The 23,516-nt window shown below is 41.8% G+C and carries 17 protein-coding genes, 2 tRNA genes and 2 rRNA genes; 7 read left to right on the top strand and 14 right to left on the bottom strand.

Annotation, left to right across the window (positions count from 1 at the left end; translation table 11 throughout):
* The 5 genes from F991_RS13370 to tyrS form a co-directional block, all read right to left on the bottom strand.
* Positions 1–277: ribosomal RNA gene (locus F991_RS13370) — 23S ribosomal RNA — on the bottom strand; the annotation flags it as partial.
* 410 nt (positions 278–687) lie between these two features.
* Positions 688–763, bottom strand: a tRNA-Ala gene (locus tag F991_RS13365).
* A 55-nt stretch (positions 764–818) separates the two neighbouring features.
* Positions 819–895, bottom strand: a tRNA-Ile gene (locus F991_RS13360).
* A gap of 61 nt (positions 896–956) precedes the next feature.
* Positions 957–2,494 (bottom strand): 16S ribosomal RNA (locus F991_RS13355).
* Between the two features lie 500 nt (positions 2,495–2,994).
* Entirely contained in the window at positions 2,995–4,227 is a 1,233-nt protein-coding gene (tyrS, locus tag F991_RS13350; protein ID WP_155757153.1) for a tyrosine--tRNA ligase, read from the bottom strand.
* Positions 4,228–4,288: 61 nt separating this feature from the next.
* Here tyrS and F991_RS13345 point away from each other — a divergent pair, with 61 nt between their 5' ends.
* Positions 4,289–5,422, top strand: a complete 1,134-nt coding sequence (locus F991_RS13345) for an anhydro-N-acetylmuramic acid kinase (RefSeq protein ID WP_004672279.1) — start codon at positions 4,289–4,291, stop codon at positions 5,420–5,422.
* Positions 5,423–5,473: 51 nt separating this feature from the next.
* Here the strand turns inward: F991_RS13345 and erpA are convergent, their stop codons facing one another.
* The 4 genes from erpA to F991_RS13325 all read right to left on the bottom strand — a co-directional run bounded on the left by erpA (position 5,474) and on the right by F991_RS13325 (position 9,379).
* Positions 5,474–5,809 carry an iron-sulfur cluster insertion protein ErpA gene (erpA, locus tag F991_RS13340; protein WP_004672277.1) on the bottom strand — a complete coding sequence of 112 codons (336 nt, stop codon included), beginning with the start codon at positions 5,807–5,809 and terminating at the stop codon, positions 5,474–5,476.
* A 124-nt stretch (positions 5,810–5,933) separates the two neighbouring features.
* On the bottom strand, positions 5,934–6,938 hold the full coding sequence (locus F991_RS13335) for a putative solute-binding protein (protein ID WP_004672275.1): 1,005 nt from the start codon (positions 6,936–6,938) through the stop codon (positions 5,934–5,936).
* A 286-nt stretch (positions 6,939–7,224) separates the two neighbouring features.
* Entirely contained in the window at positions 7,225–8,235 is a 1,011-nt protein-coding gene (locus F991_RS13330; RefSeq protein ID WP_004672273.1) for a putative solute-binding protein, read from the bottom strand.
* Between the two features lie 142 nt (positions 8,236–8,377).
* Positions 8,378–9,379, bottom strand: a complete 1,002-nt coding sequence (locus tag F991_RS13325; RefSeq protein WP_004672271.1) for a putative solute-binding protein — start codon at positions 9,377–9,379, stop codon at positions 8,378–8,380.
* A gap of 252 nt (positions 9,380–9,631) precedes the next feature.
* Between F991_RS13325 and F991_RS13320 the strand changes: the two genes are divergently transcribed.
* Positions 9,632–11,557: an ATP-binding cassette domain-containing protein gene (locus F991_RS13320; protein WP_004672269.1), complete on the top strand. Its 1,926-nt coding sequence runs from the start codon at positions 9,632–9,634 to the stop codon at positions 11,555–11,557.
* Between the two features lie 59 nt (positions 11,558–11,616).
* Here F991_RS13320 and F991_RS13315 read toward each other — a convergent pair whose 3' ends face one another.
* On the bottom strand, positions 11,617–12,825 hold the full coding sequence (locus tag F991_RS13315; RefSeq protein WP_004672268.1) for an IS256 family transposase: 1,209 nt from the start codon (positions 12,823–12,825) through the stop codon (positions 11,617–11,619).
* Positions 12,826–13,202: 377 nt separating this feature from the next.
* On the opposite strand from F991_RS13315, the gene F991_RS13310 reads away from it, so the two are divergent.
* A complete protein-coding gene (locus F991_RS13310; RefSeq protein ID WP_004672266.1) occupies positions 13,203–13,760 on the top strand; it encodes a VTT domain-containing protein in 558 nt (185 codons plus the stop codon).
* Positions 13,761–13,884: 124 nt separating this feature from the next.
* On the opposite strand, the gene gyrB is transcribed toward F991_RS13310, so the two are convergent.
* The 4 genes from gyrB to dnaA form a co-directional block, all read right to left on the bottom strand.
* Positions 13,885–16,353 carry a DNA topoisomerase (ATP-hydrolyzing) subunit B gene (gyrB, locus tag F991_RS13305; RefSeq protein WP_004672264.1) on the bottom strand — a complete coding sequence of 823 codons (2,469 nt, stop codon included), beginning with the start codon at positions 16,351–16,353 and terminating at the stop codon, positions 13,885–13,887.
* A 50-nt stretch (positions 16,354–16,403) separates the two neighbouring features.
* A complete protein-coding gene (gene recF / locus F991_RS13300; protein ID WP_004672263.1) occupies positions 16,404–17,498 on the bottom strand; it encodes a DNA replication/repair protein RecF in 1,095 nt (364 codons plus the stop codon).
* A 28-nt stretch (positions 17,499–17,526) separates the two neighbouring features.
* The gene (gene dnaN / locus F991_RS13295) at positions 17,527–18,675 is read right to left on the bottom strand and encodes a DNA polymerase III subunit beta (protein WP_004672261.1); all 1,149 of its coding nucleotides are present in this window, start codon (positions 18,673–18,675) and stop codon (positions 17,527–17,529) included.
* A gap of 112 nt (positions 18,676–18,787) precedes the next feature.
* Entirely contained in the window at positions 18,788–20,188 is a 1,401-nt protein-coding gene (gene dnaA, locus F991_RS13290; RefSeq protein ID WP_004672259.1) for a chromosomal replication initiator protein DnaA, read from the bottom strand.
* 666 nt (positions 20,189–20,854) lie between these two features.
* On the opposite strand from dnaA, the gene rpmH reads away from it, so the two are divergent.
* The 4 genes from rpmH to yidC are packed head-to-tail and all read left to right on the top strand — an operon-like array spanning position 20,855 to position 23,505.
* Entirely contained in the window at positions 20,855–20,989 is a 135-nt protein-coding gene (gene rpmH / locus F991_RS13285; RefSeq protein ID WP_000831329.1) for a 50S ribosomal protein L34, read from the top strand.
* A 27-nt stretch (positions 20,990–21,016) separates the two neighbouring features.
* Positions 21,017–21,412 carry a ribonuclease P protein component gene (gene rnpA, locus F991_RS13280; protein ID WP_004672256.1) on the top strand — a complete coding sequence of 132 codons (396 nt, stop codon included), beginning with the start codon at positions 21,017–21,019 and terminating at the stop codon, positions 21,410–21,412.
* A gap of 9 nt (positions 21,413–21,421) precedes the next feature.
* Positions 21,422–21,745 carry a membrane protein insertion efficiency factor YidD gene (gene yidD / locus F991_RS13275; RefSeq protein WP_004672254.1) on the top strand — a complete coding sequence of 108 codons (324 nt, stop codon included), beginning with the start codon at positions 21,422–21,424 and terminating at the stop codon, positions 21,743–21,745.
* Between the two features lie 2 nt (positions 21,746–21,747).
* Positions 21,748–23,505, top strand: coding sequence for a membrane protein insertase YidC (yidC, locus tag F991_RS13270; RefSeq protein WP_004672253.1), 1,758 nt, complete (start codon positions 21,748–21,750; stop codon positions 23,503–23,505).
* The last annotated feature ends 11 nt before the right edge of the window (positions 23,506–23,516 follow it).

Here is a 23,516-nt window from a genome sequence, read left to right as displayed (position 1 = left end):
AACTTAATGGGCTGATCCCCGTTCGCTCGCCGCTACTAAGGGAATCTCAATTGATTTCTTTTCCTAAGGGTACTGAGATGTTTCACTTCCCCTCGTTCGCCTTGCATACCTATGTATTCAGTATGCAATACCTACCTTATGGTAAGTGGGTTCCCCCATTCAGAAATCTCCGGATCAAAGGATATTTGCCGCCTCCCCGGAGCTTATCGCAGGCTATTACGTCTTTCATCGCCTCTGACTGCCAAGGCATCCACCACATGCACTTAATTACTTGACTATACAACCCCAAACAGTCGTTAACACATACAAGTGAGTGTTATCGTTGCAATCTTAATTGCTACTGGTTCGTTGTCTGTGCACTTAAGCACTGTACAGCTTCAATCTAATTCATATACCAAAACGCTTGATTCAGTTAATCGCTAGTTCTCGTATTAATTCTTTCGAATTAACCGAGTTTGAACAATTTATTTCAGACTCAATTCTACTAATCTGTTAATGAATTAATGTAACCTCGTCAGCTACATTAAACTGTGATAAATCACAGAGGTTAATAAATCAGTCAACAGACTGTTTCACTAAGCTCTATAATCTTTAACTTCGTTAAGCTCCATCCTATGTGTGCCTGCGCACAGCATAGCTGTTTGCTTAAATTTCAAGGAAAAGCGTTGCTTTTCTGTTCTTGAAATTTGGTGGAGACTAGGAGAGTCGAACTCCTGACCTCCTGCGTGCAAAGCAGGCGCTCTACCAACTAAGCTAAGTCCCCAGCTTATCATTGTGAATTCTATATCTTTAAATCTTTCAGCTTTAGCGATCAGATTTGGTGGGTCTGACAAGACTTGAACTTGTGACCCCACGCTTATCAAGCGTGTGCTCTAACCAACTGAGCTACAGACCCTCAGATATATCTTCAAGAAGAACAACTTGTTGTGGATTCTTACCGGCCATCAATCTTTCGTTAAGGAGGTGATCCAGCCGCAGGTTCCCCTACGGCTACCTTGTTACGACTTCACCCCAGTCATCGGCCACACCGTGGTAACCGCCCTCTTTGCAGTTAGGCTAGCTACTTCTGGTGCAACAAACTCCCATGGTGTGACGGGCGGTGTGTACAAGGCCCGGGAACGTATTCACCGCGGCATTCTGATCCGCGATTACTAGCGATTCCGACTTCATGGAGTCGAGTTGCAGACTCCAATCCGGACTACGATCGGCTTTTTGAGATTAGCATCCTATCGCTAGGTAGCAACCCTTTGTACCGACCATTGTAGCACGTGTGTAGCCCTGGCCGTAAGGGCCATGATGACTTGACGTCGTCCCCGCCTTCCTCCAGTTTGTCACTGGCAGTATCCTTAAAGTTCCCGGCATTACCCGCTGGCAAATAAGGAAAAGGGTTGCGCTCGTTGCGGGACTTAACCCAACATCTCACGACACGAGCTGACGACAGCCATGCAGCACCTGTATGTAGATTCCCGAAGGCACCAATCCATCTCTGGAAAGTTTCTACTATGTCAAGGCCAGGTAAGGTTCTTCGCGTTGCATCGAATTAAACCACATGCTCCACCGCTTGTGCGGGCCCCCGTCAATTCATTTGAGTTTTAGTCTTGCGACCGTACTCCCCAGGCGGTCTACTTATCGCGTTAGCTGCGCCACTAAAGTCTCAAAGACCCCAACGGCTAGTAGACATCGTTTACGGCATGGACTACCAGGGTATCTAATCCTGTTTGCTCCCCATGCTTTCGTACCTCAGTGTCAGTATTAGGCCAGATGGCTGCCTTCGCCATCGGTATTCCTCCAGATCTCTACGCATTTCACCGCTACACCTGGAATTCTACCATCCTCTCCCATACTCTAGCTAACCAGTATCGAATGCAATTCCCAAGTTAAGCTCGGGGATTTCACATTTGACTTAATTAGCCACCTACGCACGCTTTACGCCCAGTAAATCCGATTAACGCTCGCACCCTCTGTATTACCGCGGCTGCTGGCACAGAGTTAGCCGGTGCTTATTCTGCGAGTAACGTCCACTATCCTAGAGTATTAGTCTAGGTAGCCTCCTCCTCGCTTAAAGTGCTTTACAACCATAAGGCCTTCTTCACACACGCGGCATGGCTGGATCAGGGTTCCCCCCATTGTCCAATATTCCCCACTGCTGCCTCCCGTAGGAGTCTGGGCCGTGTCTCAGTCCCAGTGTGGCGGATCATCCTCTCAGACCCGCTACAGATCGTCGCCTTGGTAGGCCTTTACCCCACCAACTAGCTAATCCGACTTAGGCTCATCTATTAGCGCAAGGCCCGAAGGTCCCCTGCTTTCTCCCGTAGGACGTATGCGGTATTAGCATCCCTTTCGGAATGTTGTCCCCCACTAATAGGCAGATTCCTAAGCATTACTCACCCGTCCGCCGCTAGGTAATGTAGCAAGCTACATCACCCCGCTCGACTTGCATGTGTTAAGCCTGCCGCCAGCGTTCAATCTGAGCCATGATCAAACTCTTCAGTTTAAAATCAGTAGTACCTTTAAAGGGCACCAATCTTGGCTCATCAATTTTCTGACAAATATTTCTCAAATAAACTTCGAGTAATTTCTACCATCTAATCAATGAAAATAATTTCGATCGATTAACCAGTAAAAATCCACACAAGTTGTTCTTCTTCAATTCTTAATGATCTTCTCGATGATTCGTCACCATCAAGCCAGGTCGGCTATATTACTCTCAATCTCTTAAAAGTCAACAGGCAATTTAGATATTTTTAAAACTTATTCTCAAACTCAAGATTTAAATCTTTCAATCCAAATCCTTGTTTCTCAACAAGTTTTTATCTGCATCACCGCCGATGGATGTGCATTCTACAGCATTTCCAACTCCACACAACCCCTTTTTCCAACATTTCCTTTCGCTTGTTTCTTTTTTCTACTAATTTGATGCTTTCGTTGTTTTTATCATCTATCTATGTATAAAAAGCAGGCTCAAGGCCTGCTTTTTATTGTTTTTATTTCGATTTAGTCAGTGAAAGTCACACGTGCAATCGCTTTTTTACCAGATTGGATAATTAACGTGACATTCTCTTTTACAGAGAAACTCATATCGACCACATTCCAATCCACTTTAACTGCACCACGACCAACCGCATCTTTTGCAGCCGCCGCATTCGCGTTTAAACCTGCCACACGCAAAATCGTTGCAATAAATAACTCGCCACCAAACTCACCACGTGAGATGGTTACTTCAGGCGTATCTTCTGGTACTTCACCTTCAGTGACACGGTTACCTGCACTCTTATGCGCATTTTCAGCCGCTTCCGCATCATGGAACCGTTCGACCAGTTCAAGCGCCAAGATACGCTTAATTTCCTGTGGATTTCGTCCTGCTGCCATTTCATCAAGCAAAACTTTGATTTCATCCAGTGATTTAAAGCTAAGTAAATCAAAGTAACGTTCAATCAAGCTATCTGGCATCGATAGAATTTTTTGGTACATCGCACCTGGTGTGTCAAATACACCAATATAATTACCCAAAGATTTAGACATTTTATTGACGCCATCTAAACCTTCAAGAATCGGCACAGTGATGCAGACTTGTGATTCTTGACCATAGCGACTTTGTAAAGTACGCCCCATCAACAAGTTAAAAGTTTGGTCTGTTCCACCTAACTCCACATCTGCTTCAAGCGCAATGGAATCATAACCTTGGACTAACGGATACAAGAACTCATGAATCGCAATAGGCTGATGGTTGTTATAGCGCTTGGTAAAGTCATCACGTTCTAACATACGAGATACGGTTTGTTGACTTGCCAATTGAATTAAATCGGCCGCAGTTTTTTGATTAAACCACTCCGAGTTAAAGCGTACTTTGGTTTTGTTTGGATCTAAGATTTTAAAAACCTGTTCTTGATAGGTTTTGGCATTGGCTTCAACTTGTTCACGAGACAACGGCGGACGGGTCGCACTTTTCCCCGATGGATCACCGATCATCGCAGTATAGTCACCGATCAAGAAGGTCACTTCGTGTCCCAAATCTTGAAAAGTTTTAAGCTTATTAATCAGCACCGTATGTCCTAAGTGTAAATCAGGAGCCGTTGGGTCAAAGCCTGCTTTTACACGCAGTGGACGATTCTCTTTGAGCTTTTTCAGTAAATCTTCATCAGAAATAATCTCGTGCGTGCCTCGTTGAATGAGAGCAAGCTGTTCTTCGGCTGGCAAGAAATTTGACATCACAAAACCTAAACACATCAGTTATTCAATTTGTGCGATATACTAACATTTTTTCAGCGTCTTGCAGGGGAAGTTGTACATGAGCGCAATCTATATTGGTGTAATGACAGGCACAAGCATGGATGGTGTTGATATTGTTGCAACTTCATTTGAACCTTTAACCGTACATGCCACTTTAACAGTACCTTTTGAGCCTGAGTTACGTGACGAACTCATGGCATTAACGCTACCAGATGACAATGAAATTGATCGTATGGGCAAAGCGGATGTTGCTTTAGCGAAAATGATTGGGCATGGCATTAATGCGCTGATTGAAAAGAATCATTTAGATCGAACGCAAATAAAAGCAATTGGTTCACATGGGCAAACTATTCGCCATCGTCCTGAATATGGTTTTACCTTACAAATTGGTGATCCAAACATCATTACTGAGATCACCCAACTCCCTGTTATTTCCGATTTTCGTCGACGTGATATGGCTGCAGGTGGACAAGGTGCACCATTGGTACCAGCATTCCATCAAGCGTTATTTCAACATGACAGTATCCATCGTGTCATCTTGAACTTAGGCGGTATCGCCAATGTCAGCATGCTGCCTGCGAACAATCCAAACGCTGTTTATGGCTTTGATACAGGCCCTGCCAATATTCTCATGGATGCTTGGTGTCACCGCCATACTGGTCATCCCTATGATGAAAATGGCGATTGGGCCGCGTATGGACAACCGATTCGCTCACTACTTGATCGTTTACAAACACATGAATATTTTTCTAAAGAACCACCAAAAAGTACGGGCCGTGAAGACTTTAATCTTGAATGGTTAGATGATCAGATCAGCGATTGGCGCAATGATCTCGAATATGAAGAACTCGAAGATACACCTGAAAATGTCCAAGCCACGTTAATGAAACTGACCACACGTGCGATCAAGAAAGCGATTTATCGAAGCAAAGATTTGATGCCGACAGGTGAGGTCTATGTGTGTGGTGGTGGGGCTTATAACTCATTTCTACTTGAACAATTACGCTGGCGTTTACGTAAACATAATTGGTCAGTGCAAACAACTGATGTGCTTGGTTTAGCGCCCACGTGGGTCGAAGCAACTGCTTTTGCTTGGCTGGCAATGCGCTTCGTTGAACAGCTCAGTGGCAATTTACCAGCCGTCACAGGCGCATCAGGCGATCGTATTTTAGGCACGATTACGGCGGTATAAGCAATAAAAAAGCTTCTCAATCGGAGAAGCTTTTTCGAGAACAAGCATTTATTAGATCGAAAAAGATGATCCACATCCACAAGTGGTCGTCGCATTCGGGTTTTGTATCACAAAACGAGAACCTTCCAATCCTTCAAGATAATCAACCACTGAACCCACTAAGTATTGATAGCTTAACGAGTCGACCAAAACTTTGACATCACCGTTGCTGAACTCAGCATCATCTTCATTGACACTTTCAGCAAAATTAAAGCCATAAGAGAATCCTGAACAACCGCCACCCGTGACATAAACACGTAGCATGAGGTCGTCATTCCCTTCACTTTCGCGCAATTGGCGAACTTTTTTGGCAGCATTATCTGACAATTCGAGAGCTTGGGCGTTCATGGTGGATATTCCTCAGACTTCAATACGTCTTTAACAAATTAAAAGACCCGATATTAAGTATAGCATACTCAATATCGGGTCTGTCTTTGAAGTTTTAAAGTGCAGTTAATGACTTTTTACAAGATTATTTATAATTCTCATCTTGTAAACCACACTCAAAATTCTTGGCATCTTCACGACAACGGAACTGCCATAACAATTTCATCATGCGTTTGTCATAAATACCGCGTTTGGTTAAATCAATACGCGCTTCACGCATTAATTTTTGATAGCCCGGTTTGTCTGAAGCTGGGACTTCCATCCAGTATTTTTGTGGAATGTCTGCTTTCATTTTGCCTAAAATATCAACCGCACGTGGCAGTTGTGAACTGACCCATTGTCTTGATTTTTGCCCGTACCCTTCTGGGAATTTATCTGAGCGAATAATAATATTTCCAGTCACTTGTAAAATTGGATAATTGACAATTGCGCCTTTAGTACCCAAACCTTTATGCAGTTCCAAAGGTTTAAATGCAGCTGCTGGTGCACCAATGATGTCCACTTGGCCATTATTAAATTTGGCACCAAAGTTAGTGACGTCTGAACTCACCGCCTGAGCACCGACTTGAGACGCCATAATTTTCTGGGCTTCATCATAGTCCAGAACCGCAATTTTCTTTCCTGCAGCTTTCGCAACCGTATTAATCTCGCGATCGTTGACCATCAGATAAGCATCACCAATCGGAATGACACCGACCACTTCATATTTACCATTGACCATTGCTTTGGCAAAGGTCTGGCTCGACAAACCTTGCATCACTTTGACTGCAAACTTTAAATCGGTAATTGCCCCAATGGCATCGAGTGAACCTGTAAATTGATTAAACTGGCGACCACGCATCCCTGTAATACTGACAGCATCACATTTACCTGCTTTAAAGTCTTCAGCAAGTACAGCTTCATTTTGTCCTACACGTAACTCAATGTCTGCACCCCATGCTTTCGCAGCAAGTTGATAGTCTTTCATCAAGGCGTATACATCGCCATTCCTTCCAACCAAATCAAATACACAAAGCGTTTGTTTTGCATGTGTGCTCAGAGAAAATGTTGCTACGCTTGACGCGAGTAAAAACGTTTTAAACCATGGCATTTTATTTTTTCCTTTGCAGCGAGGCTAATTGTTGTTGCATGAGATCAAAAAACCAAACAATGAGTTAGTCTCGAATCGAAGTTCATCAAATGAATATGGGCTTAAATTTAATGGTGTTTCATCTTCCTGATCAAACATATTTTTAAATCTTCACGATTTCATCTGATTCTTATATCTCTATGATTACGGTCTTTCTAAGTAAAGACAATGACTGAAATGACACAAACAAAAAAACAAAAAGCCTAGATAAATCTAGGCTTTAAGTATGCTCTATAGCAATCGATGATTATTCACCCGGCAATGCACACTCGAAGTTTGCTTTGTCAACTGAACAACGTGCTTTCTTCAATACAGACATCATGCTCGCATCATAGATACCACGCTTGGTTAAATCCATACGGCCATCACGGAGTAATTTTTGATATTTAAGTTTATCTTCATCACTTAATTTCATTTTGTATTTTGCTGGGATTTCAGCTTCTAAACGCTTGATCATTGCAAATGCTTTCGGTAATTGCTTCACATGCCAATCACGAGATTTTTGACCAAAACCAGCTGGGAATTTTTCTGGACGAAGAACTAGATCAGCAGTCACATGCAATACAGGAAAATCAAACATCGCACCATTTGCACCTAGACCTTTGCTCAACTCTAATGGCTTATACGCATAGGCTGGCGCACCAACCATGTCGACCTGACCGTTATTAAATTTCGCAGCAAAGTTCGAAATATCAGAAAGTACAGCTTGAGCGCCTACGCGTTGAACCATGATTTTTTGTGCATCGTCATAACCCAATACCGCAAATTTCTTACCTGCTGCTTTTTCAATCGAGTTAATGCTCTTGTCACGTACAAAGATATACGCAGAACCAAGTGGCGCGATACCACCAATTTCGTATTTGTTGCCACCCAAATTGGTTGTCATTTTTGCAGCATTACGTGTATCTAAAACAAAGGTAATTGCACGTTGTGCAATCTCATTGCTGGTTACACCACCTAACGAATCGATTGAACCCGCAAATTTATTATATGGGCGAGCACGCATCGATGTCATCGCAACTGCATCACATTTACCTGCTTTGAAGTTGTTATCCGCAACAGCCTCATCCGTCATTGCAACCAAGTTAACATCTGCACCCCAACCTTTGGCTGCCAGTGCCCAATCCTGCATCATTTTGTATGATTCACCAGATCTACCCAATAGATCAAATACACAAACTTCAACTTTATTTGCTTGCGCCGAAGCAGAAAAACCAACGATTGATGCGGTGATCGCAGCTAATGCAATTTTTTTCATTTTTTCATCCCTCTACAAACTAATGTGTCTGTACTCCTTGTTCAAAGCAAATATTAATCATGTTTTATGAAAAAAAATAGAGCTAATGCTCTATTTTTTGTGTCGGTATTGCTATTTTTTGTCATTTTTTAACCAGTTTATTTTACTCACCACTTAAAGAACATTCAAAATTGGTTCTTTCAACGGTACACCGTGCCCGTTTCAGTACATTCATCATGGTGGCATCATACACGCCCTGCTTGGTTAAATTCATGCGCCCATCACGTAACATTTTTTGATAACGCACCTTGTCATCATTTGACAAGGTAATTTTTGCGGCATCCATACCAGCTTCTAGACGTTGCACCATTGCAAAGTTGGCAGGTAACTTCCGAACAAACCATTGTCGAGATTGAACTGCGAAAGCGGTCGGGAATTTTTCAGGACGAATAATTAAATCACCAGTAATATTCACGACAGGGAAATTAAATAATGCGCCATTGGCTAAACCTTTATTGATCTCTAAGGGTTTATAGGCATAAGCAGGTGCTGCAATCACATCAACTTGTCCACGATTAAATTTCTGCACAAAGTCTGAAATATTCGAGGGCACAGCAATCAGATTCATACTTTCAACAATGGTTTTTTGCGCTTGGTCATAATGTAAATAAGCAAATTTCTTACCTTTGGCTTTTTCAATGGTATTTATATTTTTATCGCGTACAAAAATATAAGCCAGCCCCACTTGAATGATTCCAGCAACCTCAAATTTTTCGCCATTTAAAGTCGCGATTAGACGGTGCTGATTACGTTTATCAAGTACAAAAGAAATTGCTTTTTGCGCAATTGCATTACTGGTTACAGCACCAACGGCATCAATCGAACCTGCAAACTTATTGTATTTCCGCGCTCGCATAGAGGTCATGTACACGCCATCACACTTGCCCGCATCAAAATCACGCTCAGCTTTTTCTTCATCCTGATATGGAATAAGCTCGATATCCCCTTGCCAAGTTTGAGCCGAAAGTCGCCACTCCTCAATCAGCTTATATGACTCTCCCGCTCGTCCCAATAAGTCGAATACACAAACTTTTTGTTTTGCTTGCACTTGCGTGCTCATGACGAATAGAGTCGCGGCACTCAATGCCCAAAATCCTTTTTTCATCTTGTTTTTCCTTATTTACTATTTTGCATATTTTTCCATCAGCACCGAATAAATATAGTCAAATTTTGATCAAAATCATAGTGCTTTTATATACATACATCGGGTTCTTATCAGTTTTAATCATATTCATCACATTTTTAAGCGCTCATTTAGCCGCTGTAAAATGTCAGCCGCCACACATCTACAAGATAAAATTTGCATTCACGCCCGATCACCTTAAAATGCAGCAATCTATCGCTATTTTGCATGCTCATGATCCAATTTGACCAAGTTTCATTACGCCGTGGTGGGCGAGTCCTCTTTCAAAAAGCGTCAATGCAGCTTCATCCAGGCTGGAAGATTGGTCTTACAGGTGTAAATGGCGCAGGAAAATCGACTTTATTTGCCGCATTTTTAGGTGACGTCGTCGCAGATGAAGGCAATCTAACGCGTCCAGCGGTTTGGACCGTGGCGCATATGGCACAAGAAATTAAAGCCTTAGAAATGGCAGCAATCGATTTTGTGCTTTCTGGCGACGAAGAGTGTTGGGGAATACAACAAAAATTGGCCGATCCAGATCAGCTCAGCAATGATGAGTTAGCGCATCTGCATGGTCGTTTTGATGAAATTCATGGCTATGCCGCCCCTGCTAAAGCCGCTCAACTGATGGCGGGTTTAGGTTTCCTCGATCACCAACTCCAATTAAATGTCTCTAGTTTTTCTGGTGGATGGCGAATGCGTTTAAATTTGGCGCGCACGTTGATGAGCCGTTCGGACTTACTTTTACTGGATGAGCCGACCAACCATTTAGATTTAGATGCTATTTTATGGTTAGAAGACTGGTTAAAAGCCTATGAAGGAACATTGGTTCTTATTTCACATGACCGTGATTTCTTGGATGCCATTTGCGATCGTATTCTGCATATTGAAAATAAAGAATTAACGCTATACACAGGTAATTATTCAACCTTTGAAACCACACGCAGTGAACGCTTGGCACAACAACAACAGTCGTTTGAAAAGCAGCAAGAAACGCGTGCACATTTACAAAAATATATTGATCGTTTTAAAGCCCAGGCGACGAAAGCACGTCAAGCACAAAGCCGTATTAAACAACTTGAACGGATGCAACAACTTGCACCTGCACACGTCGACACCCCCTTTACCTTTAGCTTTCGTGAACCCACCAAGATGAGCTCGCCGCTACTCAGTCTAGATGCAGCCAGCATTGGTTATGGTGAGACCATGATCGCGGAGAAGATTCGTCTGCAAATTACTCCAAGCTCTCGTATTGGCTTGTTGGGAATGAATGGTGCTGGTAAATCAACATTGATCAAAACACTGGTGGGTGATTTACCCTTAATGGCAGGTGAATACAAAGCATCTGAACTGCTCAATATCGGTTATTTTGCACAGCATCAAATGGATGCCTTAGATGCAAATGCCAGCCCAATGCTGCAATTGGCTCGCATCGCAGATAAACACATCAGTGAAGCCGCTTTACGTGCCTTTTTAGGCGGCTTTGGCTTTAGTGGTGAACGGATGGACACCCCTTGTGAAAGCTTCTCTGGTGGTGAACGTGCGCGTTTGGCATTGGCATTGATCGTTTGGCAGCGTCCAAATGTCCTGATTCTGGATGAGCCAACCAACCATTTAGATTTGGATATGCGCCATGCCCTCAGCATGGCATTGCAAGACTTTAATGGTGCTGTGGTATTGGTCTCGCATGAGCGTCAATTGATTACCAGTGTCTGTGATGAATTATTATTGGTACATGCGGGGAAATGCACTGAGTTTGACGGAGATTTGCAAGACTATGCCAAATGGTTACGTGAAGCGCGTCAGCAACAAATCAATGCTCAAAAGGCCTTGCAAAAAACATCGACCACTCAAATGACATCGGTAAAGCTAGATAAAGAGGCGCAACGTAAAGCTGCGGTACGCCACCGTGAACTCACAAGACCGATCCGTAAAAATATTGAGAAAACTGAGGGACAAATTGAGAAACTTCAGCCTCGTTTAGCCGAAATTGAGAATTTGTTAGCTGACACTGCACTGTACGAAGAAAGTCGTAAAGATGACCTCATCAAGTTAATGAATGAGCAAAACGAACTGAAAGCCAAACTTGAGCTGCATGAAGAACAACTGTTAACGCTCATGATGGAGTTAGAAGAGTTAGAAAGCGCTTTTGTAGACTAATCTAATCAAGTATCCATAGATGCTCGAGAGGGTGTAAATAATTCTGTGTAAATACAGTTTTAAAAATACTTGGTTACACGCTCTTCAAACATGATACTAAAGCGATTCATGGCAGCTTTCCAATTCTGAATAGGCATCGTCCATTTTTTGCTTGCTGCCATAATTGCTAAATATACCACCTTTTTCACGGAATCATCAGTTGGGAAGATTTTTCTTTTCTTGGTTGCATGGCGGATAACGCTGTTCAATGATTCAATCGCATTCGTCGTGTAAATCGCTTTGCGAATATCCATAGAATAAGCGAAAAACGTGTTTAGATTCGACCAGTTGGCAAGCCATGACTTGCTGATTTGAGGATACTTCTCATCCCATTTTTGTCCAAATTCATCTAAAGCCTGTAAGGCTGCGTCTTCTGTAACAGCTTGATATATCTTTTTTAAATCGGCTGTGACAGCTTTGTAGTCTTTCCAACTCACATATTTAAGGTTGTTGCGTACCATGTGGATGATACACAACTGAATATGCGTATCAGGGTAAATTGTATTGATTGCATCAGGAAAGCCCTTCAGTCCATCTACGCAGGCAATCAGAATATCCTTTAACCCACGATTTTTCAGTTCTGTAAGGACTGAGAGCCAAAATTTAGAACCTTCGTTTTCTGACATCCACATACCTAATAAGTCTTTCTGTCCGTCTGTATTGACACCTAATGCCAGATACACCGCTTTGTTAATAATCGTACTATCTTGACGCACTTTCACGACGATACAATCCATATAGACAATAGGATAAAGGGCATCCAATGGTCGATTTTGCCATTCTATTACTTGTTCTTTAACTGCATCCGTCACTTTGGAAATAAGCGTTGGGGAGACGTCCGCATCGTACATTTCCTTGAATGTGGCAACGATATCTCGTGTCGTCATGCCTTTGGCGTATAGGGATAGGATTTGGCTATCCATTTGTGTGATACGGGTTTGACTCTTCTTGATCAGCTGGGGCTCAAAAGTGCCATCACGATCTCTAGGCGTGTCTAGTTCAAATTCACCATCATCAGTAAATAGCCGTTTGGTTGTATAGCCATTACGTGTATTTTTGCCTATACGAGGACTATTCTTCTCATAGCCTAAATGTTCAGTCAGTTCAGCATTGAGTGCAGTTTCAACGGTGAGTTTCTTTAAAGCTTTACTGAAATTATTCAGGTCAGCTTCTGTTTTTAAGTTCTTAGCAAATTCTTTTGCCAATGCCAGCATTGCTTCATCTTTCATGGTAAACACCTGTGTTGCCCCCCAACAGCGTTGAGGGATAGTTTAAGCGTTTACACAGTTTTATTTACAGTCTCATGCTCGAATCTAAGCGCGTCTGTGGATACTACATTTTCATCGCCAAGCATAAAACTTAAACAATCTCTCAAGTGCTTCATCATTAAGAAAAACCATTTAAGATGTCATGATTTTTTCAACAAGCTCAGTTACAGTAACTGTTGGAATATTCCCAAAAAATTGAGCTTTGGCTTCAGGCTCGATATACTCAAGCCCCTATTATTGTAAAGTTATCTCTTACAAATGAATCCTGAGGGTGTGATTCATTTAATATTTTTGTACTCCAATGTGGTGAGTACGCTATTTGGGACAACGCAAACTGAATGAATTCTTTAGACTTTATTTTTAATTTCGAGCACTTCCTGCCAATTTTAGTTCAAGAATATGGTTTATGGATTTACGCTATTTTATTTCTGATTATTTTTTCGGAAACAGCTTTTGTTTTTATGTTCTTTTTACCTGGGGATAGCCTATTACTCGCAGTTGGTGCGCTGTGTTCTGTGGTTGAGATTATGCATCTCGGCTATATGATCAGCTTACTCTTTTTTGCTGCTGCGCTCGGCTATATGGTGAATTATCATATTGGTCGCCACTTTGGCGATCGTATCTTCAATACCGAATCGCGCTTTATTAAGCAAGCCTATCTACAGAAAACCAATACCTTCTTTTTAAAGCACGGTGGAAAAACCATTCTGCTTGCTCGCTTCATTCCCTTTGCGCGTTCATTTGCCCCTTTAGCGGCAGGTTCAAGCAACATGAATTACAGCCACTTTGTCATCTATAATATTTTAGGTGCTTTGCTGTGGATCAGTGTCTTAGTCACCGCTGGTTATTTATTTGGGCATGCAATTATCCAAGTCAGCGATTTAGTAGAAAGCTAATTAAGAATAACGTTTCACGTGGAACGTAAAGCAATTAAAAAAAAGGCGATACCCATCTTGGTATCGCCTTTTTTTCGCTCAGGATATAAAAGCAGAGCTAGATCATCATGAGATAAATATTCAATTAAGCATCAATGTCCGCATTTAGCGCATTTTCCTCAATGAATGCTCGACGTGGTTCTACGTCATCACCCATCAAGCAAGAGAACATACGATCTGCTTCAATCATATCATCAATGGTGACTTGCAGCATGTGGCGGTTTTCAGGATCCATCGTGGTTTCCCAAAGCTGTTCAGCATTCATTTCACCCAGACCTTTGTAGCGTTGGATCATCATGCCACGACGCGAGTCTTGTAAAATATGCTGCCATACTTGGTGGAATGTATTGACCTGAATACGACGCTCGCCTTTTTGTAAGTAAGCACCTTCTTCAAGCAAGGTAAACCAGCTCTTCGAGTTTTTAAGTAAACGCGCATATTCAGCAGAATTTAACAGACCAGCATCCAATAAATAAGAGGTCGGTAAGTTATGCACATAAACCGTTACACGCGGCCAGTAATGTGCTGATTTTTCACCTTGTGCATTTTCACGATCAAACGCTTCAAGTGTAATTTCAGGACGCAAACTTGGTTGCAACTTCACAATCGCGCCACGTAATTGCTCAGCCCATGCTTCGACATATTCACGTTCATGCGTGTGATCAATCTTAAATGCATCTAGCTCAAGTAAAGCATCCAATAAACTTGCTGGATAGCGCTGGGTTAAACGCAGCAAACTTTTTTGCGATACTTGATAATCAGCAATCACACTTGCCAATGCTGCGCCTGTGATAGCAGGTGCATCTGCACTGACATGTAATGAAAGTTCATCAATCGCATTGGAGATCAAGAAGGTTTCCAATGCATCATTGTCTTTCATGTACTGCTCATGCTTGCCTTTTTTCAACTTGTACAAAGGCGGCTGTGCAATATAAATATAACCGCGCTCAACCAACTCTGGCATTTGACGGAAGAAGAAGGTCAGCAGCAAGGTACGAATATGTGAACCATCCACGTCCGCATCGGTCATAATAATGATTTTATGATAGCGTAACTTGTCTGGATTATACTCTTCACGCCCAATACCACAGCCCAAAGCCGTGATCAGCGTACCTACTTCCTGACTCGAAATCATCTTGTCAAAACGTGCACGCTCAACGTTTAAAATTTTACCTTTTAACGGTAAGATCGCCTGCATTTTACGGTTACGACCTTGCTTAGCACTACCACCAGCAGAGTCACCCTCGACCAGATAGAGTTCAGAAAGTGCAGGATCTTTTTCCTGACAATCTGCCAATTTACCTGGCAAGCCCGCAATATCAAGTGCGCTCTTGCGACGTGTCATTTCACGTGCTTTACGTGCCGCATCACGCGCACGTGCCGCATCAATAATCTTGCCAGCAATTGATTTCGCTGCTTGAGGATTTTCAAGCAAATAAGCAGAAAATTCCTTGTTCATCGCCTGTTCAACCGCAGGCTTCACTTCACTTGAAACTAATTTTTCTTTGGTTTGCGATGAGAATTTTGGATCAGGAACTTTAACCGAAATGATCGCCGTTAGACCTTCACGGGCATCATCACCCGTGACCGCAACTTTTTCTTTCTTGAGGATATTTTCGCTTTCAAGATACTGGTTTAAACCACGCGTTAAAGCTGCGCGGAAACCAGCAAGGTGCGTACCACCATCTTTTTGCGGAATATTATTGGTAAAACAACGAACATTTTCCTGATAACTTTCATTCCATTGCAATGCAACTTCCACTGCAATCCCACTATCGGTATCCGTAGTGAAATGGAAAATCTCATTTAAATGGGTTTTGCCTTCATTAATATATTTAACGAACTCAGATAAACCACCTTCGTAATCATAGACGTGTTCAAAGTTGACTCGCTCATCACGCAGTACAATACGTACACCAGCATTTAAGAACGACAACTCTCGTAGACGACGCGCTAAAATTTCAACGCTAAAAATGGTTTGGCTAAACGTCAACTCACTTGGCCAAAAACGAATGACTGTACCGGACTTATCCGTTTCACCAATTACTTTTAATGGATATTGTGAATCACCATGACAATATTCCTGCTCATGGGTCTGTCCTGCACGATGAATAATCAGATGTAATTTTTTCGACAAAGCATTGACGACGGATACCCCGACCCCATGCAAACCACCCGATACTTTATAGCTATTATCGTCGAATTTACCACCAGCATGCAGAATCGTTAGAATAACTTCGGCAGCGGATATTCCTTCTTCTGGATGGATATCCGTCGGAATACCACGACCATTGTCTGAAACACTGACAGATTCGTCTTCATGAATGGTGACGACAATCTCATCACAATGTCCAGCAAGTGCTTCATCGATGGCATTATCCACCACCTCGAACACCATATGGTGCAAACCAGTACCATCGTCAGTGTCACCGATATACATACCAGGACGTTTACGAACTGCGTCTAATCCACGTAATACTTTGATACTAGAGGAATCATAAGCCTTTTCATTTGTTTGTTCTGTTTGAGAGACGGATTGAGACTCTGAACTCATGGTTACTCCCTAGTAAAAATTAATCTATCAAAAAAGATGAGGAAATAAAATTATGGCGCAGCAAGGCTGACTTGACCGTGAACAACATGGAATAATTGAAAAGAAATCGACAAATCATGCAAGTGTTTTAATACCGACGTATGGTCTAAGGTGGTCATAAAAACTTGACTCCCCAACTGACTCAATCGCTCAATTAAACGTTGTTGTGCAGCTAAATCTAACTCTGCTGTCAGATCATCTAATAATACCACAGTTTCCTTATTACTCGCATGTAGCATTGCAATTTGTGACAGTTTTAATGCCATGATTAACAACTTTTTTTGTCCACGCGATAACACATGAACAGCATCGCTGCGCAAGGCATCGCCCCCTGTTTTTAAGCGTAAATCTGCACGATGCGGACCATACTCGGTATAGCGTCGCTCAAGGTCTCGGTGATGTTGAGAAATCAGATCTTGCATCAAACCTTGCTCGGTATGAAAACCTGCACTGTACTCAAGTTCGATCTGAACATCAGGCAACAGTTGCTGTAGATCTTCTTTAAAAAATTGATTCCATTGCTCAATAATACCTACCCGTTGTGAGTGCAAAATCTCACCATAATCGCTCAGCATTTTATTCCATGGCTCTAAATCAGCCAAAGTTAAATTACGCCGTGTCTTTAGCAAGCTATTCCGCTGTTTTAATGCACGCGAGTAATATTGCCATGCAAAATAAAACTCAGGTTCCACGTGGAACATCAGCCAATCTAATAGCTGTCGCCGTGGTTTCGCCCCATGATCAATAATATCGGTACTTTGTGGATCAATATGCTGCAAAGGCAATAGTTTTGCCAACTGTCCTTGCGTGGCAATGGTGTCGCCATTGACTTTGATCAGTTGCTCACCAGAAGCCAGCTTTTGCATCCCAATCCGTTCATTGATTGATTGAGCAAATACGATTGAGTCAGCTGCTTCATACTGAATATAGTGCTTAGGAATATGGGTGCGAAATGACCGTCCTGTGGCCAATAAGTGAATTGCTTCTAAAATAGAGGTTTTACCTGAGCCATTTGCCCCGTAAAAAATATTAAACGGTTGCAACTCATTCAGTGCAACCGCTTTTAAATTCCGTACACGTTCGATATTTAAACGCGTGATTTGCATGATTTAAAACTCAAATGATCAATGCAAATTAAACTCGCATTGGCATTACAACATAAGTTTGATCTGGGTGTGCTGGATCTTGTACAAGAACAGACTGATTCGCTTCAGTCATGGTCATCTTGACATCATCACCATCCAATACGCTGAGAACTTCGAGAATATATTGTGCATTAAATGACATTTCCAAAGGTACATCCTGATATTGAATGGCAATATCTTCTACCGCCTCATCTTGTTCAGGATTGTTGGCGCGCAACTGCAATGAATCTTGATTAAAGTTCAAGAACACACCACGTAATTTTTCATTACTTAAAATCGCCACGCGTTGCAATGATTGTTTAAACACGTCTTGTCCAATAAATACGTGTTTATCACCACCACGAGGAATCACACGGCGATAATCCGGGAACTTACCATCAATCAATTTGGTGGTAAAACGGACAATAATATCGCCCTGCTCTTTATCTCGACTCGGCGTATTAATGGTGACATTGAGTAATTCACGTCCAATCAACAACGTCAGTTGTTCATCTTCAATACTGAGTAAACGTTGCAACTCACCTACGGCTTTACGCGGCACAATCGCCTGAATAGGTGAAGATGCTGTTGACGATGCCAACACTTCACACAAAGCTAAACGATGCCCATCTGTTGTTACGGTACGTAATTGATTTTGATCAATTTCAAGTAAAGTTCCTGTTAGATAAAAACGAACATCTTGCACCGCCATCGCAAAGGCTGTTTTTTCAAAAAGACGTTTTAATTCGCGTTGGGTAACATGCACTTGCGTGCCTTGACTATTTTCAGTGGTGAGCAATGGATAATCTTCAGCAGGAAGCGTTCCCAAAACAAAACGACTATTTCCCGATTTTAAAATACAGCGTTGATCTTCGGTAATTTGTAGATCAATCAGTGCTGCGCTCGGAAGTGATTTACAAATCTCGACCAGTTTACGTGCTGGAACAGTCGTTTCCCCTGCTTCTAAACAAGCGCCTTCCGCCAGTGTGGTACTCGCCACCAATTCAACTTCTAGATCTGAGCCAATAATGGTTAAGGCATGTTGCGTGGTTTGAATTTTGACATTTGAAAGAATATTCAAGGTATGACGGCGTTCAACAGCTCCTACCACATGTGATAAAACATTGAGTAAACTTTCTTTAGCGATTTTCAAACGCACGATTTTATTCCTCTTACAACAGAAGCCGATATGAATGTTAGCAGTGTACTATGCTGCACTTAAAAGCAGTTTGCAACTCTGAAAGTAGGGTCTATTGTCATTAAACCCGCGATTAACTTTGTAATAGACGCATTAAGTTTTTATAGTCTTCATTAAAAATTGGATCTTCTTGACGTAGGCTATTCACTTTTTCACAGGCATGCATCACCGTACTATGATCCCGGCCACCGAAAGCCATTCCAATTTCAGGAAAGCTATCGCCTGTTAGTTCACGCGCTAAGCCCATCGCCAACTGACGAGGACGCGCATAAATACGCGTCCGTTTCGGCCCAACCAATTCTTTTAATGGGATACGGAAATATTCACTCACGACGCGTTGGATATTTTCGACACTAATGGTCCGTGCACGAATTGCCAACACATCTTTTAAAGATTCACGCACCACATCTAAATCAATGACGGTGCCTTTAAAACGTGAAATTGCCACCACTTTATTCAATGCACCTTCCAGCTCACGCACGTTGGCAACAACTTGTTGAGCGATAAACAAAGCACAGTTTCTTGGTAAATCAACACCACTGTTTTCAGCTTTTTTCAGTAAAATTTCGATACGCGTTTCGATATCAGGCGGCTCGACACCAACCGATAATCCCCAAGAAAAACGAGAAACCAAACGTGGATCCAATTCGGTTAACTCTTTTGGATAGCGATCAGAAGTCAAAATAATTTGCTTAGACTCATCGAGCAAAGCATTGAAAGTATAAAAGAATTCAACCAAACTCGCTTCTTTACCCGCCAATAAATGAATATCATCGACCAACAATAAATCTAAAGAGCGACAATTTTTCTTAAATTCTTCAACTTTGCCTTTTTGCAAAGAACTCACAAAGTCTTGTACAAAACTTTCAGAGGTCATGTACATGACACGTGCATTGGGTTTTGCTTGCAATAATGCGTTGCCAACGGCTTGCATCAAATGCGTTTTACCCAAACCCGTTGGACCATATAAAAATAGAGGATTGTGCTGTGAAGCACCTAATTGTGTGAGCACTTTACGACAGGTTTCTGCCGCCATTTGGTTAGAGCGCCCCTCAACAAATAGTGAGAAGCTAAACAACGGATTTAATTGTCTTTTCTTCGCTATTTTGGTTGGATTTTGACTCGGTTGGGCTAAATCAGATTCTTTTTTGATTTTAATAGGTGTGGGTTGGCTGCTTAACGCGGCCGTCGTGGTGGCAGGTTGTTCACGTTGTTCACTCGAAGACAAAATGGTCCCTGGACGCGAATCAACTAAAATCTCGACCTGACGTATCCGCCCTTCAGACAATTGTTCTGCCAGTATTGAAATCAGCTCTAAATGATTGTCTTGAATATAACGCGTCCAATAAGGGTTCGGCGCATATAAACGCATTACATCATCAACTTCTTCAGCAACCAAGGGACGAATCCACATCGCAAAGACGTTATCAGATAGCTCTTGTCGCAAGCGAGTTAAGCAGTCCGTCCAGAGCATGTGCATCCCCTATATATCCATTTTAAATTTAAAAAAACAAAAACCGCCCCTTCACTTTCAAAGGGGTCGCCATTCTAACCAAGTTATCCACATCTGTCAGGCACATTCAGGCGAGTTTCGCTGAAAAAAAAACATTCGTGAATTAAATTCAAATTTAAACCGATTGTGCATAACTTTTAGCACATCCTGTGGATAGTTTTAAGTCCAAAGTTATCCACAATGTATAAAATCAATAGAAACATGGTTATCCACAGAGTAACTTTATGTTTGTCTTAAGAAATACTCGACTTTCCACAGAAAAAAGCCTTACTAATAATAATAAACTTAAATTTTAAAATTTGAATTTACTTATAAGGATCACTGCGAATGTGGATAACTGAGCATATCGAAATTTAAATTCAAAATCCAAGGTTTAAATTTAAAACAGCAATTGAAGTGTGTATAAGCTTGTCGATAAGCTGTGAATATAACGCAATACTGATATAATTTAAATAGATAGCTTGTGTATGTTTTTTGTTTTCGATGTTTTTGTATAAAATTAGAATTGTTCGCTTTATGCCAAACAATAAAAACAATATGTAAAGTTTTAGCTTTTTGATTGACAGCGGACCCTTTGCCCCATAAAATCGCGGACCTTACAGAAAGATCAATTTTGGGAGTTTCAATATGAAACGTACTTTCCAACCATCTGAATTAAAGCGCAAGCGTGTTCATGGTTTCCGTGCTCGTATGGCAACTAAAGCTGGTCGTCAAGTTTTAGCTCGTCGTCGTGCAAAAGGTCGTCATAGCTTAACTGTTTAATACTGTTAAGCTGACCAGATTTGGGTGATGTCACTTTACAGTTTTAGCACTGAATTCCGTATTCGTTGTGCTGCAGATTATAAAAGTGTGTTTGATGGTGCGCTTTTTAAAGTGCATCAGCCCCATTTCCTTTTTTTAGCAAAATTAACCGAACAGCCGAATAGCCGTTTGGGTATTGTCGTTGCTAAAAAAAAGGTACGTCGCGCACATGAGCGAAATAGAATAAAACGCCTTGCTCGGGAGAGCTTTCGTTTACATCAAGCTCAATTTAATGCTGATATCGATATTGTCGTAATGCCTAAAGTAGGTATAGAAGCAATTTCAAATCAAGAATTACATCAACAATTAGATTTAGCTTGGCAAAAATTACAGCGTTTAGCTAAAAAGCATTCCAAAGTCGTTGTAACACCCCTCCAAAATTAGAGATCTCTAATGGTACGTTTACTGCATTGGTTGATAAGATGCTACCAAATCGCAATTAGTCCATTATTGGGGCCGCGTTGCCGCTATATTCCAACTTGCTCTCAATATGCAATTGAAGCTTTACAGACCCATGGTGCTGTAAAAGGTGTATGGCTATCGACCAAGCGCGTTTGCCGTTGTCATCCTTGGGGTGGTTCAGGCTATGATCCCGTGCCACGCAAAGCACTTCGTTTCATTTCGTTTCATCAAATAGATTCTCAAATGCATCACGTTGCTGTACCCTTTCGTGATCGTTTATTTAAGCAAAATTTCTCTAATCATTTGGGATATTAGATATGCAACAATGGGCCAGATTTGCAATTCTTGGAGCCATGTTTGTTACCGCATATTTGCTTATTTTGGCTTGGCAAAAAGATTATGGTCATGCTGCAACAGCACCGCAACAACAAGCGGCTGTTGTCACCACGCATGAAGTATCTGCAGATTTGCCAAATGCTCAAAATGCAACCGCGGCTTCAGACTTGCCACAAGCAAATGTGACTGCATCACAAGCCACAGAAAGTCCTTCTGTGAGTCAGCAACTGATTTCAGTACAGACAGACCTCTACCATCTTTGGATCAATCCTAAAGGTGGCGATATTGTTCGTATTGAGCTATTAAGCCACGATCAAAGCAAAAACGGTGATCAGCCGTTTGTGATGCTTGAAAATGATGCGAACCGTACTTACGTCGCTCAATCTGGTTTAATTGGTTTAAACGGACCGGACAGTAGTCGTAGCGGTCGTCCAATGTATGATGTTGAAAAAACAACTTATACCTTGGCAGATGCGAAAAGTGTGGCGACCAAAGATGGAGCAACCAGTCAAGTCTTGACGGTTCCATTGGTCTTTAAAACGCCTGAAGGCGTTGAAGTGATTAAGACCTTCACTTTTAGCCAAGGTGAGTATCCGATTACGGTTAAACACCAAGTCATCAACCGCAGTCAGCAAAACTGGCAAGGTCAGATGTTTGGTCAATTAAAGCGTGATAATTCTGATGATCCAGGCAAATCTGACCAAGGTATTTTCACTTTAGGGACTTTCTTGGGTGGCGCATGGGGTACACCTGAAGCAAATTATAATAAGTTAAAGTTTGCTAATTTCTCTGATGAGAAATTGAGTCTTGATGCGAAAGATGCTTGGGTTGCGATGGTGCAACATTATTTTGTCAGTGCTTGGATTCCAGGTCATTTAAAGCTGACTCAAGCAGATGGTCAACCTTATGTTGCTAAGCTAGAATCACGTCAGTCTGCTGATAAAATGAATATTATTGGTTTCACTTCTCCAGTGATTAATGTACCTGCAGGTACATCAATGGAAGTCGATGCTAAATTTTATTCTGGCCCAAAAATCCAATCTGAGTTGAAAGATCTTGCTGTTGGTTTAAATCAAACAGTGGATTATGGTTGGTTATGGCCAATTGCTAAATTATTGTTCTTAGGCTTACAGTTCTTCCATAACATCGTGGGTAACTGGGGTTGGTCAATTATCTTATTGACGATCTTGGTGAAATTGATTTTATGGCCACTTTCTTCGAAAAGTTATCGCTCTATGGCGAAAATGCGTGTGATTGCACCTGAAATGCAACGCATGAAAGAAGAGTTTGGCGAAGATCGCATGCGTTTTTCGCAAGAAATGATGGCGTTGTATAAGCGCGAGCAAGTCAATCCATTGTCTGGATGTTTGCCGTTATTGCTGCAAATGCCAATTTTCTTAGCTTTGTACTGGGTATTGATGGAATCGGTTGAACTCCGTCATGCGCCATGGTTGGCTTGGATTCAAGATTTATCTGCGATGGATCCTTGGTTTATTTTGCCGTTGATCATGGGTGTTACCATGTACGTGCAGCAAATGTTAAACCCACAACCGACTGATCCAATGCAAGCGAAAGTATTCCGTATCATGCCAATCATGTTTACGGTCTTCATGTTGTTCTTCCCTGCAGGTTTAGTGCTGTACTGGATCGTCAACAACAGTATTACGATCCTGCAACAGTCATTTATCAATAAAAGCGTAGAGAAAGATCGTCTCAACAAGGTTGAGACCACCTCTTAATCTCGAACTTT

This window comes from Acinetobacter sp. CIP-A165, assembly GCF_000367985.1.
Classification (GTDB): domain Bacteria; phylum Pseudomonadota; class Gammaproteobacteria; order Pseudomonadales; family Moraxellaceae; genus Acinetobacter.
Note: the sequence above shows the minus strand (reverse complement) of the source record. Positions and strands in the feature narration are given on the sequence as shown.

Bases quoted from the DNA above. Each gene is read 5' to 3' on its own strand.
- rpmH (WP_000831329.1), top strand. From the start codon at position 20,855: ATGAAACGTACTTTCCAACCATCTGAATTAAAGCGCAAGCGTGTTCAT.
- F991_RS13345 (WP_004672279.1), top strand. From the start codon at position 4,289: ATGAGCGCAATCTATATTGGTGTAATGACAGGCACAAGCATGGATGGT.
- F991_RS13320 (WP_004672269.1), top strand. From the start codon at position 9,632: ATGATCCAATTTGACCAAGTTTCATTACGCCGTGGTGGGCGAGTCCTC.
- recF (WP_004672263.1), bottom strand. From the start codon at position 17,498: ATGCAAATCACGCGTTTAAATATCGAACGTGTACGGAATTTAAAAGCG.
- yidD (WP_004672254.1), top strand. From the start codon at position 21,422: ATGGTACGTTTACTGCATTGGTTGATAAGATGCTACCAAATCGCAATT.
- tyrS (WP_155757153.1), bottom strand. From the start codon at position 4,227: ATGTGTTTAGGTTTTGTGATGTCAAATTTCTTGCCAGCCGAAGAACAG.
- gyrB (WP_004672264.1), bottom strand. From the start codon at position 16,353: ATGAGTTCAGAGTCTCAATCCGTCTCTCAAACAGAACAAACAAATGAA.
- F991_RS13335 (WP_004672275.1), bottom strand. From the start codon at position 6,938: ATGCCATGGTTTAAAACGTTTTTACTCGCGTCAAGCGTAGCAACATTT.
- F991_RS13325 (WP_004672271.1), bottom strand. From the start codon at position 9,379: ATGAAAAAAGGATTTTGGGCATTGAGTGCCGCGACTCTATTCGTCATG.
- F991_RS13310 (WP_004672266.1), top strand. From the start codon at position 13,203: ATGAATTCTTTAGACTTTATTTTTAATTTCGAGCACTTCCTGCCAATT.
- erpA (WP_004672277.1), bottom strand. From the start codon at position 5,809: ATGAACGCCCAAGCTCTCGAATTGTCAGATAATGCTGCCAAAAAAGTT.
- rnpA (WP_004672256.1), top strand. From the start codon at position 21,017: ATGTCACTTTACAGTTTTAGCACTGAATTCCGTATTCGTTGTGCTGCA.
- yidC (WP_004672253.1), top strand. From the start codon at position 21,748: ATGCAACAATGGGCCAGATTTGCAATTCTTGGAGCCATGTTTGTTACC.
- dnaA (WP_004672259.1), bottom strand. From the start codon at position 20,188: ATGCTCTGGACGGACTGCTTAACTCGCTTGCGACAAGAGCTATCTGAT.
- F991_RS13315 (WP_004672268.1), bottom strand. From the start codon at position 12,825: ATGAAAGATGAAGCAATGCTGGCATTGGCAAAAGAATTTGCTAAGAAC.
- F991_RS13330 (WP_004672273.1), bottom strand. From the start codon at position 8,235: ATGAAAAAAATTGCATTAGCTGCGATCACCGCATCAATCGTTGGTTTT.